Source organism: Phycicoccus sp. Root101, assembly GCF_001426245.1.
Classification (GTDB): domain Bacteria; phylum Actinomycetota; class Actinomycetes; order Actinomycetales; family Dermatophilaceae; genus Pedococcus.
The window spans coordinates 1-12,562 of the sequence record NZ_LMCM01000008.1; the positions used below are offsets into that span (position 1 = coordinate 1).

Annotated in this window: 11 protein-coding genes; all 11 read left to right on the forward strand. The window is 70.8% G+C overall.

Annotated features, from left to right (window positions below; all coding sequences use genetic code 11):
* Positions 1 to 1,206: 1,206 nt before the first annotated feature.
* The gene (locus tag ASC58_RS12785; protein ID WP_157598491.1) at positions 1,207 to 2,001 is read left to right on the forward strand and encodes a hypothetical protein; all 795 of its coding nucleotides are present in this window, start codon (positions 1,207 to 1,209) and stop codon (positions 1,999 to 2,001) included.
* A gap of 49 nt (positions 2,002 to 2,050) precedes the next feature.
* On the forward strand, positions 2,051 to 2,251 hold the full coding sequence (locus ASC58_RS12790; protein WP_157598492.1) for a hypothetical protein: 201 nt from the start codon (positions 2,051 to 2,053) through the stop codon (positions 2,249 to 2,251).
* The gene (locus tag ASC58_RS12795; protein WP_056919579.1) at positions 2,248 to 3,123 is read left to right on the forward strand and encodes a hypothetical protein; all 876 of its coding nucleotides are present in this window, start codon (positions 2,248 to 2,250) and stop codon (positions 3,121 to 3,123) included. Before ASC58_RS12790 ends, ASC58_RS12795 begins: the two co-directional genes overlap by 4 nt.
* Positions 3,120 to 3,413, forward strand: a complete 294-nt coding sequence (locus ASC58_RS12800) for a hypothetical protein (RefSeq protein WP_056919580.1) — start codon at positions 3,120 to 3,122, stop codon at positions 3,411 to 3,413. Before ASC58_RS12795 ends, ASC58_RS12800 begins: the two co-directional genes overlap by 4 nt.
* The gene (locus ASC58_RS12805; protein WP_056919581.1) at positions 3,413 to 4,330 is read left to right on the forward strand and encodes a hypothetical protein; all 918 of its coding nucleotides are present in this window, start codon (positions 3,413 to 3,415) and stop codon (positions 4,328 to 4,330) included. Before ASC58_RS12800 ends, ASC58_RS12805 begins: the two co-directional genes overlap by 1 nt.
* A gap of 4 nt (positions 4,331 to 4,334) precedes the next feature.
* Positions 4,335 to 5,834, forward strand: a complete 1,500-nt coding sequence (locus ASC58_RS12810; RefSeq protein WP_056919582.1) for a type IV secretion system protein — start codon at positions 4,335 to 4,337, stop codon at positions 5,832 to 5,834.
* Between the two features lie 45 nt (positions 5,835 to 5,879).
* Entirely contained in the window at positions 5,880 to 7,385 is a 1,506-nt protein-coding gene (locus ASC58_RS12815; RefSeq protein ID WP_056919583.1) for an SCO6880 family protein, read from the forward strand.
* 3 nt (positions 7,386 to 7,388) lie between these two features.
* On the forward strand, positions 7,389 to 8,918 hold the full coding sequence (locus ASC58_RS12820; protein WP_056919584.1) for an ATP-binding protein: 1,530 nt from the start codon (positions 7,389 to 7,391) through the stop codon (positions 8,916 to 8,918).
* A gap of 24 nt (positions 8,919 to 8,942) precedes the next feature.
* Positions 8,943 to 10,511, forward strand: a complete 1,569-nt coding sequence (locus tag ASC58_RS12825; protein WP_056919585.1) for a peptidoglycan DD-metalloendopeptidase family protein — start codon at positions 8,943 to 8,945, stop codon at positions 10,509 to 10,511.
* 152 nt (positions 10,512 to 10,663) lie between these two features.
* Positions 10,664 to 11,062, forward strand: coding sequence for a hypothetical protein (locus ASC58_RS12830; protein WP_157598493.1), 399 nt, complete (start codon positions 10,664 to 10,666; stop codon positions 11,060 to 11,062).
* A 1-nt stretch (position 11,063) separates the two neighbouring features.
* Entirely contained in the window at positions 11,064 to 12,551 is a 1,488-nt protein-coding gene (locus tag ASC58_RS12835) for a type IV secretory system conjugative DNA transfer family protein (RefSeq protein WP_235529220.1), read from the forward strand.
* The last annotated feature ends 11 nt before the right edge of the window (positions 12,552 to 12,562 follow it).

The window sequence follows — 12,562 nt, forward strand, 5'->3', positions numbered from 1 at the left end:
GGTCTCTGGATTGATCCCGAGCTGATCACCAACCCGCTTCAACGCCCCGGACCTTGTCTCCGGGTCACGCCGCAGATCCACGGCCATCCTGATCGCTCGCTCCCGAAGCTCCTCGGGATACTTCCTCGGTGCTGCCATGACTCTCATCCTTCCGTGGAATGAGAGCCTCCATCAGACCCGGTACGGGACACACGAGGGCCGGCCACAGCAAGTCGGGGAGGTCGTCCTTGAACCAGTCTCCGATGACAAGGACGCCGGTCGCCGCGAGTTGCGGCGTGAAAACCCGGCGCCGGTGAACATGTCCGGCCATAGGCCCGTTGCGCTGGTTCGGCTGCGGCATCTGCATGAAGGCAACCTAGGAGTAGGCACCGACATAGGCGCCTGCTTGCAAGTTTGCGATGCGCTAACTCACGGTGCGGACCCGGCGGTGCATCGTACGGCTGAAGCGAGACGGTTCCGGGCCTCCGCCTTTGCATCGCCGGTGCGGATCTAGTCGCCGAAGTGCGTCAATCCGCCGCCATTGCCCATCAAATCGATCTTGGGCTGATCCGCTCACCGTTGGGTGAGCTCCACCTAGTGACCGAGGGGGCCGCTCACTAGAACCGCGCAGTCAGAGCTGTAGCGGGTCGTCGGCAAGTTCCGGTGACGGTCTCGGCCATGAGTTCAGGTGCGTGCGTCGAGGACCTCGGTCTCGGGGCCGAGGGGCAGCGGTTCCTTTGCTGTGTTGGTTGCGGTGCGCTCGAAGCGCCGGCCGAGCCGTGCCCAGCCGCGCTCGTCGCGCTCGACCGCGGATGGCAGGGACAGCCTGGGTTCCCTGCTCTCCAAGAGTGCGAGTCGTGGTTTGGCTGCCGGAGCGACGCGCACCGTCACGAGGTACTCGGGAGTGCCGAAGCCGACCGGCTCCCGGCTACAGGTCGCCTCTCTCAAGGGAAACATCAGGGCGGGGGGTGCGGCTGCACACCCCCCGGGTGTGCCCTTCGCGATCGGCAACGCTGCACCCTCATTTGGCCGCCGCCAAGCGGAGCGCAAGGCCTGTCGCACGAGAATGTCGGCGACTTGGGGTACGACGCATCGTTGCAGGTCACGCGGATCGTACCCCCGATCACGGGACACGTACCCCCTCCTGATTGCCCAAGGACGGGGACGAGTCCGGGGACGCCTGACCGAGACCTTCCTGCCGTGTCCCCACGGCGGAAGGAATTCGAGATGAGTGTCGCAACACACCTCGGCTTGGCCGACCCCGACAGTGAGGTCCTGGCCGTGGCCCGGCAGCGCTGGTCGCGATGGCAGTTCTCCCACGAAGAGTTGCTCGTCGTCGACGAGCTGGCTGATCTCCCGACCTGGCTGCGGGCCGCCGACTGGGCTGCAGCGGACCGTGTCCTACTGGCCTTGGCCCAGCTGTCGGCGCCGGACGGCGGCGACGACGTCGCCGCGACCGCAGCGCTGGCCTGGGTACTCCTGCCCGGAGCCAGCCTGCTGGCGTTCCGTCTCGGGCGACTCAGCCGTCGAATCGACGAGATCCTCGCCGCCCAGCTGTGGGTCGAGGCCCGGACCTTCCCGTGGCAGCGCGGCCACAAGGTGGCCGCCAACATCCTGATGAACACGCGCAAGGGCGTGATGCGCGACCTCGGGATCGGCGACCTGGGCGACCGCACGATCCCGTTCCCGCCCTCCGCGCAGGTGTGGACCGAGGCCTTCCACTGGGTCCACCCGGCCGGTCCCACGGCTGAAGAGGAGCTGCTGGACATTCTCGAGTTCGCAACGAGCAAGGGTGCCCTGTCCGAGTCCGACAGCGAGCTTCTGTTGAGCCTGGCCCACGCCGCGGACCTGGCCAGCCCCGCCCGCTCGGGTCGCGGCCATGCCGGCCTGATGGCCCCGGCAGCCTCCGAAGCCGTGGCCGCAGACCGCGGCGTCTCCGCCCGGACTATCCGCCGGCGCGCAGCCCGGTCGGTCTGCGCGCTGCGGACCGTGTGCGGCACCCACCAGCGGGTCTCGGCGTGAATGGCCACCACCACGGAGCTGGCCGGCTTTGGGCCAGGAGGTGATGAGGATGACCGACGAGACCGAGCTCCAACGCCTGATCGCCGTGGCCAACGGCGCGGGCGAGCCACGTGCCGAGCTGGCGGGGTGCGTGGACCGGCTGTATCAGGTGCAGACTGCGCGCGCCCCGCTGGCCCGATTGGACGACCCCCGCCTGCGCGCCTCCCCCGAGGCCACAAGGTCGGCGCTGAGGCAGGGGAGTGCCCAGTGACCTCACTGACCACCTACCCGGCACCCCCGCGGTCCGCGGTGAGCGTTGAGGAGCTGCAGCGCGCGTGGCAGGCCGTACAGGCCGGGGACTTCCGCCGTCACCCGGGCGCCAGCCCCCGACCGGACGCATCCAGCAGCCATGAAACCGGCGGGCAGCCGTGGGAGCCCCATGAGGCCGTGCTCCCCGTCATCGGGTGCGCCGGATCGGTCGGGGCAACCACCCTGGCGTTGAGTCTCGCCACCGCTGCAGTCGCGGCCACGGCGGACGCAGTGGGAGGCGCCCGCGTGGTGGAGTGCTGCACGGTGACGGCGTCCGGCCTGGCGCCAGCATCCACCGCAGAGCTGGGCCAGCACCCCGCAGGTTGGCTCCAGGGGACCCGAGGCGAGGTCCTCCTCGAGCGCAGCACGGACATGTACGTCAGCCCCGACGAAGTGCTACCCCCGACCGACGCGGCACCGGGGCTCGGGCTGACCGTTCTGGACGTCGGATGGGAGCTGGGACAGCTGATGGCCAGCCCGAGCTGGCTGTCCGACCGGGTGCTCCACGCCGATCACGTCGTGGCCGTCACGACCGCCACCATCCCCGGCCTGAGGCGCCTGGAGGGGGCGCTGGCACTGCTGGAGGGAACACCGGTCATCGGCGCCGTCCTCGGTCCACCGCGGCGCAAGTGGCCCCGGGGCCTGGAGCACAGCCTGGGCGCCTTGTCCCGGCGGCTCGACCAGCACGGGGCCATGCACCCAATCCCGCTAGACCGCGGCCTCGCCGTGCGGGGCCTGGACTCGCAAGCCCTGCCCACCCGACTGCTCACCGCAGCAGGCCACCTGCTCCGCGCCAGCGTCGCCGGAGCCACGACGAAGGGAAACCTGTCATGACGGCACTCACCCGCCAGCTCGCCACCCTCGCGCAGGTCTGCCCCGTCGCCCCGCCCGGAGCACAGCGCTACGCAGACCAGCTCATGGGCTACGTCCTGTGGGGCACGATCATCCTGTTCGTGCTCGGCGTCGTCGTCGGCATCGGCGCGATCGTCGCGGGCCGCATCTTCGGCATGCCGCACGCGTCCAAGGCCGGGATCGTCGGCGTGGTCGTCGTCTTCCTGGCGGTGATCGGCTACCTGGTACTACCGGGAATCGTGCGCGCCATGACCGGCGCCGGGTGCATCTGATGAGCCGCCCCGGCCAGAACAGCGCCAGCGGCGGGTGGGGACGACCGCGCCTGCTGGCCACCCTCGCGGCCGGGGTCGGCGCAGCCCTGCTGTTCGTCGCCGGCCTCGCCCTGGCCCTCTACTACGGCCTGCGCAGCGCAGACGCGACGTCGACGCCCCATTCGGCGGCATGGTCGACGTCGCCCAAGCCCGTGGCCCCCGGCAGCGGCCCCGCCTACCGCGACCAGGTGGCCGCAGCCCCGATGCTTCCGGTGGCCCCGGACGACGCCAGGCGCGGCGTCCCTTCCGCGGTCACCGGACCGGTCATCGACGTGCCGCCGGCCACCGGCGTGGGACCGGGACAGGTGCCGACCGGCTTCCCTCCCACACCCGGCGGAGCGGTCGGCCAGCTGGCCGCCATCGAGACGACGGTCCTGCAGGGGATGTCCATCCCGCAGGCGAACCAGGTCTACGAACAGTGGGCGCTACCCGGCGAGGCAGGCGTGGCCGACTGGGCACTGACCAAGAACGTCCAGAACTTCCTCGCCAGCGCAGGGCAGGGGCAGACCAAGGACCCCACGGTCGCGGTGACCGCGACCCCCGCAGCCGGGCAGGTCAAAGGCACGGACGGGCCCGACTGGGTGCTGGCCTGCGTCCTGCTGGACGTGCGGGCGACCATCACCGTGCAGGCCCGCATCGCGTACGGATTTTGCGAACGCATGCAATGGCACGCCACGCCGCCTACGGGGCCGGGCGGGGACGGCGGGCGCTGGATGATCGCGCCCGGCGCTCCCGCCGCGGCCGCACCATCGACGTGGCCGGGAACCGACATCGCGTTCAAGGCTGGGTGGCGGACCTGGGTTTCCAATGACCTGGCCAGCAGCGACGAGTCGGGCGCGGCCGCCACCTCGACCAGCAACCCGACCATCACGGAGTAGCGCCATGGACTTCCTCAACCCCTTCACCTACCTCGGTTCAGCCGCCGGCAAGGTCGTCGCCGACGGGTGGACCGCGGCAATGCTCGGCCTCTGGAACGCCGGGCTCTGGCTGCTGAAGCTCGTCCTGACCATCGTCGACGCGTTCACCGTCCCCGACTTGGGCGAGGGCGGCCCCGGCGCGCAGGTGTACCAGATGACCTTTTGGATCGCCGGAGCCCTCATGCTCCTGCTGGCCATGGTCCAGCTGGGTCTGACCGCCGCGCGGCGCGACGGCAAGTCCATGGCGCGGGTCCTGGTCGGGACGGGCCAGTTCGTGATGGTGTGGGCCGGCTGGATCGCACTGGCGGTGCTGGTCGTCGCCGCCTGCGGAGGACTCACCCGCGCCCTGATGTCCGCCCTGCTGCACATCGACAAGTGGGCCCAGTTCGACCCGCTCGGCACCCAGATCTCGACCCACGACATCAGTGACGGCACCGTGGCCACCGTCTTGGGATTCATGGGGATCTTCATGGCGTTTGCCGCGATCGGACACCTGCTGGTCATGCTCACCCGGGCGGGCGCCCTGATGGTGCTGGCCGCGACCACGCCCATCGCCGCGGGGGGCCTGGTCAGCGACGCCGGGCAGAGCTGGTTCTGGAAGAGCTTGCGCTGGTTCATCGCCGCCGCGTTCACACCCGTGGTGATGGTCCTGGTGCTGGGCATCGGGCTGCAGATGACCTCAGGGGTCGCCACCGGAATGAGCGACAACCTGCAGAAGGCCATCGGGACTGCCGTGCCCGGCGTGGTCCTGATCTGCATCGGTTGCTTCAGCCCCCTCGCGCTGTTCAAGCTCCTGGCGTTCGTCGACCCCGGCACCAGCTCCGGGTCCGCGCTGCGGGCAGGTCTGGCCGCCCAGGGCGGCCTCAGCGGTGTCCTGGCTGGCCAGGGTCAGGCCCAGGGCGGGTCCGCGGCCGCGTCAACGACCGACGCAAACGGCCGCTCCCAGGGTGAGAGCTCCGGGCAAGACTCCACCAGCGCGCGCTTCAGCTCCGGTGCGCGGGGGCTGATGGGCCAGGTCGGGGGCGGGCTCGGGCAAGCCGTCGGCGCAGGCATGGCGGCCTTGGAGGGCATCGGGCCGCGCGGGGCGGCCGTGGCCGCCGACGTGACCAACCAGATGGGTGTCGGCCACAACAACTACGTCCCGGACTTCAGCAACACCACGCAGCGGTCGAGCCACAGCCGCGGCGGCGGCACGGCAGACGATGACAACCCCGAGATCAACGGCTCCAGCCCCCACACCACGCCGGAGGCCGGCATCACCTCCCCCGTACCGCCCGGCTTCGGGGCGCCGCCCGCGCCACCACCCTCCCTGGGCGCAGTTGCCGGTCCCGGTCCCGGTCCCGGTGGCGGTGCCGGTGGTGGTGCCGGTGGTGGTGCCGGTGGTGGTGCCGGTGGCGCGGGTGGCGCGGGCGCCGGGGGCGAGGCCGCGGGTGCCGCCGCGGCCGTCCCGATCGTCCCGGTGTGAGCACCCAAACCCGAAACGCCTTGTTCGAAAGCAGAGGAGGCCCTCATGGCGGTCATCTACAGCGACTACAGCCGGGCCCGGATCGGGTGGTTCTTCGGGCTGTCCGGGTGGCAGCTGGCCGTCGTCGCCAGCTCGACGACGCCGGTGTTCTGGTCCATCCAGGCCGGCGCGTGGATCTCGGCGGGGCTGTTCCTGGCGCTGTGGGTCACGATCACCGTGGTCACCGTGACCCCAGTCCGGGGCCGGTCCACCTTCGGCTGGGTGGCCGCCTGTCTGGCCTTCGCCACCGGCGGCCTAGCCGGGTGGACCCGCTTTCGTTCCAAGGCAAGCCGAGGGCAGGTGGACGCCCTTGAGGAGGCCGACCTGCCCGGAGCGTTGCACGCCGTGCAGATCCACGACGGCCCACCACACGGGGCCTCGTTCTCACGGGTGGCGATCATCCAGAACCACAGCACCCGAACGTGGGCGGTGACCGCGGCCGTCGTCCACCCGGGCATCGGGCTGCGCGAGATCGAGGAACGGCAGCGGCAGGGCCAGGCCCTAAGCGAGCTGCTGGACATGGCCTCCCAGACCGGGCTCATCGACGAGATCCTGCTGCTGGTGCGCAGCGTCCCCGAGGACGGCGCCGAACGAGACCAGTGGCTGGCCCGCCACCGCCGGCCCGGCGGTTCCCCGGGGGCCCGTCAGGTCAACGACGAGCTGCAGCAGACCCTCACGCGGGCCAGCGTGCGCACCGAGTCCTTCGTGACAGTCGTCATCTCCGAAGGACGGCTGGGCAAGGCGGCCAAGGAGTCCGGCGGCGGCCTCGAAGGACGCGCCCGCGTCATCTACGGCGTGCTGGGCGAGATCGAGGCCCAGCTGCGCGGCGGGCTGGGCATGACCAGCGTCACGTGGCTGACCAGCCCCGAACTCGCGCTGGCCTCCCGGACCGGGTTCGCCCCAGGCGACCGGGCCGGGATCATCGACGCCCTCAGCGCCCGCCACGCCGACCCGGCCGTCAACGCCGACGTCCCGTGGGCGATGGCCGGACCGTCCGGGGCCGACCCGGTGGCCCGGCACTACAGCCACGACGCGTGGAACAGCGTCAGCTCCACCATCAAGCTCCCAGTCAAGGGCGCCGCAATGGGTGCGTTGCTGCCGGTGCTGACCCCGACCGAGCCCGGGGAGCGTCGCTCCTTCCTGGTGGCCTACCCGATCCTGAGCCAGTCGGCGGCCGGCCGGCAGAGCGCTACCAGCGAGTGGGCCGCCGACATCGGCGAGGAGCTGCGCGCCAAGGCGAAGGTGAAGCAGAACGCCAAGGCCAGGGACGAGGCCGAGAAGGTGCGCCGGCTGGACACCAAACTCGCCCGCGGCAACTCCCTGACCCGCCCGTACGCCGTCTGCACGGTCACCGTCCCCAAAACCGCCATGGTGTCCGAGTTCGGGCGGCGCCTCGATGCGTCCGTGCGCCGAGCCGGGTTCGCGCCGCTGCGCCTGGACCTGGCCCAGGACGTCGCGTTCGCCGCGTCGACCGTCCCGCTGGGCGTCAGCCTCACCCGGAAGGCGGACTGAACGATGAGCAGACCAGCCCGCACGCCGCGCCGCAAGGAAGCGGGGCGCACCGTTTCACGGCTGCTGGCCGACTTCGGCCACGACCTGCCCTCCGTCCCAACGGTGCAGGAAGCCACCCAGGAGGCGCGACTGTTCCGGCACGCCTCACGCCGCGGGCCTCGCCGTCCCGGCAGCGGCTGGGCGCCGGCGGCCGCGCCCGTCTGCAGCTGGCGCATGACGTCGGACCAGGCGCCGGTGCTCTGGCCCTTCATCTCCACCCCCGGGCTGCCACCGACCGGCGCCCAGATGGGAATCGACATGCTCTCCGGTGGCGCGTTCTACGCCGACCCCAACGGGTGGGTCCTCGACGACGACGTCCCGGTCACCAACCCCAACATCTTCAGCTTCGGCAAACCCGGCCGCGGCAAGTCCGCAACCACCAAGGCGTTCTGCCTGAGGATGACCGACTTCGGCTACCGCATCCTGGTGCTCGGCGACCCCAAGGACGAGTACGAGGGGCTGTGCCGGTTCTTCGGGGTCGAACCCTTCGCGATCGGGCACGGCCTACCCACCCGGATCAACCCCTTGGCGTTCGGGCCCCTGCTGCAGGGCTGGGAGCAGCTGGACGCCGCGCAGGCGCAAGGCCGCGCGGCCGTCGTCTTCGGCCGCTGGCTGACCCTGGTCCGCGGCCTCGTCGGAAGCCAACGGATCGGGGAGCAGCGGGTCCCGTTCGGACCCACCGACGAGGTCGTCGTCAAGGCGGCACTGCAAACCCTCACTGGGCACACCCACGGCCAGTCCCACCTGACCGAGACCACCATCCCCCAGCTGTGGCACCTGCTGGACAACCCCACCGGCGACCTGATCGAGGCCTGCCGGTACGCCGACGAGCGGCACTTCCTCGACGACACCAGGCTCCTGCGTGACGCCCTGGGCCAGCTCGTCGGCGGCGCCCTGGCCGGCCTGTTCGATGACCACACCACCATCGACGTCGACTGGTCGGCCCCGATCCAGTCCCTGAGCCTGTCCCGCCTCGAGCCCTTGGGGGACGAGGCGATCGGGATCGCGCTGACCTGCCTCAACTCTTGGGGTCGAGGCATGCGCGAGATGGCAGCCCCGGGGGACCTGCGGGTGGTCGTGCGCGACGAGTCATGGAAGCAGCTGAGATTGGGGCCGGAGGCGGTCAAGTCTTTCGACGCCGACCTGCGCCTGTCCCGACGCGACGGCGACGTCCAGTTCGCCATCGCGCACAAGCCCTCCGACCTGCTGTCAGCCGGTGACACCGGCTCGCAGGCCGTCGCCATCGCCAAGGACCTGCTGCACCTGGCCGACGTGAAGATCCTGCACGGCCAGGACCTGGGGGTGGCCCGCGAGTTGGAAAACATGCTCGGCCTGGGCCCGATGGCGCGCGACCTGGTGACCGGGTGGGCGATGCAGGGCAAGGGCCGGGCCCTGTGGTGCGTGGGGGAGCAGCACTACAAGGTGCAGACCGTGCTGCACCCGGTCGAACGCGAACTCACGTTCACCAACCAGGCCATCGCTGGCGCAGCCTGACCACGGCGGACCGGAGCCGAACCCATGAAGAAGATCGCGCTGTTCCTCATCCCGACACTCGTCCTGGCGCTCGGGCTGCCGGTGGCCGTCGCCCTGATCGTGATGACGGTGAGCGCCCCGGCCGCCGCGCAGGAACTGCGCACGATCGCCTGCGGTGGCTTCACGCCGGTCACCGGCACCTGGCGGCCTCCGTTCGGGCAGGCCTACACAGTCGGCCAGCGCGGCTTCGGCCAAGAGTTCCACCCGATCTACCACCAGTGGCGCGCGCACACCGGGCAGGACCTGGTGTCACAACCGGGACCCGGACCAGTCGTGGCTATCGGGGCCGGGCGAGTCACCTTCGCCGGCATCATGGGCGGGTACGGCAACGTCGTCGACGTCCAGCACGTCGACGACACCACCGGGGCGGTGGTGGTCAGCCGCTACGCCCACCTCGCCTCCGTGAACGTGACCGTCGGCGCCACCGTCACCGGCGGCCAGCAGCTAGGTGTCGAGGGCTCAACCGGCACCAGCACCGGCAACCACCTGCACTTCGAGATCCGCCTCAGCGGCACGCCGACCGACCCCGTGCCGTGGATGGTGGCCCACGGCGCGCCACTCAACGGCCAAGCAGTGACCGGTTGGACACCACAGCCCGGGCAGCCGGTCCAGGAGGGTGGGGTCGGCTTCCCCTTGCCCCCACCCGGCGCGCCTCGGCAGGCGTCGCTGCGCACCCCGGCCCAACCGATCCCCACCCAGGTCAAGGTGGCCTACCTCGCGGGCGCGGCTCGGTACAAGATCCCGTGGATCCTGCTCGCCGGGATCGGCATGGAGGAGACCGCCCACGGCCGCAACGCCGGCACCAGCTCCGCCGGCGCGCTAGGTCTCATGCAGTTCATGCCCTCCACCTGGGCCACCATGGGTGTCGACGGCGACGGCGACGGCCGCGCGGACATCACCAACGACGCCGACAGCGCTATGTCGGCTGCGAACTACCTCACCCAGTCCGGCGTCACCAACGGGCCCGGCGGTGTCCGGGCAGCGATCTTCGCCTACAACCACGCCGACTGGTACGTCAACGACGTCCTGTACTACGCCGCGGCATACGGCACCGGCACCGTGCGGGGAAGCACCACCGAATGCACGCCAGGACACGGAAACCCGGACCTGCCACCGCTGACCAGCGACCGCCTCCGAGTCGTCCTCACCTGGGCGACCAGCCGCATCGGAGACCGGTACGTCATGGGCGCCCACGGACCCCACGCGTGGGACTGCTCCTCGTTCACCCAGACCGCCTACGCCCAGATCGGCGTCACCACGCCCAGAACAGCCCAAGCGCAACGCGACTGGCTCGCCGCCGGGAACGGCTTCCGCGTCGACCCCCAGCAGGCCAGACCCGGCGACCTGATCTTCTACGACGCCTACCTCGGGCCCAACACCATCGGCCACGTCGCCATGGTCTTCGACCCCAGCAAGCAGTCCACCGTGGAGGCGATGGACGCCCGACACGGTGTCACCCACGGCAACTACGCAGGCAAGGCGACCACCACGAACATCTTCCAGATCTGGCGGGTCGGCAACGTCTCCGACCATCCGACCCAGGGGGCCCCCTGAGACCCGAGCATTCCCGTGCGCGGACGCTTGCGCCGCCATAGCGCAGACCTGACCACCCGGCACCACCACCGGGCATTGGGGAGGCAGGAAGGGAGCAGCCCATGCAGCGAGCACGACGAACCAACCCTTACCCGTTCACCTGGGAGATCCCCGTGGCGGCAATCGTCGCGACGGTTCTCCTGCTGGTCCTCGGGATCCACACCGGACGAGCGTGCGCCAACCTCGTCACCGGAGGAGGCCTCACCCTGCCCTCCCGGGAGACGCTATTCACCAGCGTGCCCAGAGTGATCGGTGGCGACGCCGGCGCAGGCCTGACCGGCACGGCCGCCCACCTGGCCGGGCCGACGGCGCTCCGGGTGTGTGTCGCTGTCGTCGAGGCGCTGGTCCTCGCCCTGACGGTCTGGGCGGCGACGGTCGTCCTCGGCCGCTGGGGGCCCGGACGGATCCACGGCACGGCCACCCGAGAGGAAGCCGAGCGGCTGCTCGGCCGGAGCCGGCTGCGCAAGGTCGCCGCCGTCGTCCGACCGGACCTGTTCGGAAAGGGACGCTGAGGTGGCACTGCGAGGCGACCACCGGCAGGCCCCCTTCCGACCCGAACAGGTCGGTTGGCGCCTGGGCAAGGGGCAGCAGCCGCGCGGCGGGCAGCTGTGGGTGCCGTGGGACCGCACCGCCGGGGTGATCGGGCCGCAGGGCAGCGGCAAAACACTCGACCTGCTCATCCCCGCGCTGCTGCGCGCTCCCGGAGCCGCCCTGGTGACGCTCACCAAGGTCGACGACCTACTGCTCAGCTTCACCTCCAGGCAGGCGCCGCGGCCGGGGGAGGATGAGCGGCGCCCGTGCGTGGTGCTCGACCCGTTCGGGCTGGTCCTCGGGCTCCCGGAGCTGGTGTGGGACCCAATCGACGGTTGTGTCGACCCCATGGTCGCCGAGCGCCGAGCCAAGGCTTTCACCGCGGGCACAGTGAAGGGGGCCGTTGCCGGCGGGCACGGAGACGACGCTGCCCGGTTCTACGCCGCAGAGGCGGCCAAGGTGATCCAGGCCTACTTCCACGCCGCGGCACTGACCGGGCGTGACCTGGAGGACGTGCTCCGGTGGGTGGCCAACCCGCTCAGCGCCACCGCCCCCACCGAGATCCTGCGCGAACACCCGCACGCCGCCCCGTTCTGGCACGGCCTTCTCCACGGGGCGCTGCACGGGGATGACCGGACCGCCGGTAACACGGTCACCACGGTGCAGCAGGCGCTGAGCCTGTTCTTCCAAGAACCGATCAGGCGACGGTGTGTGCCGGGTCCGGGGCGCCCCGCCACCGATATCGCCGACGTGATCCGCCGCGGCGGCACCATCTACCTGCTCGGCCGGGAAGACCCGTACGCCAGCGCTTCACCATTGATGACCGCCGTCGCGGAGCATGTCCTGGACACCGCACTTGTCGAGGCACATACGTCGCGGTGGGGTCGACTGTGCCCGCCCATGCTGGCCTGCCTGGACGAGCTGCCCTCCACGGCGCCGCTGCCGACGCTGCGCACCCGGATGGCCAACGAGCGCGCCCTAGGCATCTCGTTCATTTGGGCCGCGCAGACCCGCCCGCAGCTGACCGCGATCTTCGGGGACCAGGAGGCCCGCACGCTGCTCGGCCTGACGAACAACCTGATCCTGTTCGGCGGCTCCAAGGACGTTGCGTTCAACCAGGAAATCTCCGACCTGCTGGGTCCGGTGCGGATCTCGCGGACCAGCTGGCAGACCGGCCAGATGGGCGGCCGTACCACCTCCGCGGAAGACATCCCCATCCTCACCGCCGCCGAGGTCCGGCAACTGAAGGAACGCCACGCCCTGGTCGTGTCCGATAACGGCAAACCGATGATCGTCCGGCTCACCCGATGCATCGACGGGCACGCCGGGCAAGTACTACTCGCGGGGAAGGAACGGGCACGAGCTCTCGTCGGACAGACCCGGCACTCCTCGACGGTCTCGACCGAGGCCCGCCGCACCGCGGCACTCGTCGAGGCCCGCCGACGGGGCCTGTCCAAAGACCTGACTTGAAGAGGGAGACG

Coding starts and splice junctions, on each gene's coding strand:
- ASC58_RS12785 (WP_157598491.1), top strand. CDS start 1,207: ATGAGTGTCGCAACACACCTCGGCTTGGCCGACCCCGACAGTGAGGTC.
- ASC58_RS12790 (WP_157598492.1), top strand. CDS start 2,051: ATGACCGACGAGACCGAGCTCCAACGCCTGATCGCCGTGGCCAACGGC.
- ASC58_RS12800 (WP_056919580.1), top strand. CDS start 3,120: ATGACGGCACTCACCCGCCAGCTCGCCACCCTCGCGCAGGTCTGCCCC.
- ASC58_RS12805 (WP_056919581.1), top strand. CDS start 3,413: ATGAGCCGCCCCGGCCAGAACAGCGCCAGCGGCGGGTGGGGACGACCG.
- ASC58_RS12810 (WP_056919582.1), top strand. CDS start 4,335: ATGGACTTCCTCAACCCCTTCACCTACCTCGGTTCAGCCGCCGGCAAG.
- ASC58_RS12815 (WP_056919583.1), top strand. CDS start 5,880: ATGGCGGTCATCTACAGCGACTACAGCCGGGCCCGGATCGGGTGGTTC.
- ASC58_RS12820 (WP_056919584.1), top strand. CDS start 7,389: ATGAGCAGACCAGCCCGCACGCCGCGCCGCAAGGAAGCGGGGCGCACC.
- ASC58_RS12825 (WP_056919585.1), top strand. CDS start 8,943: ATGAAGAAGATCGCGCTGTTCCTCATCCCGACACTCGTCCTGGCGCTC.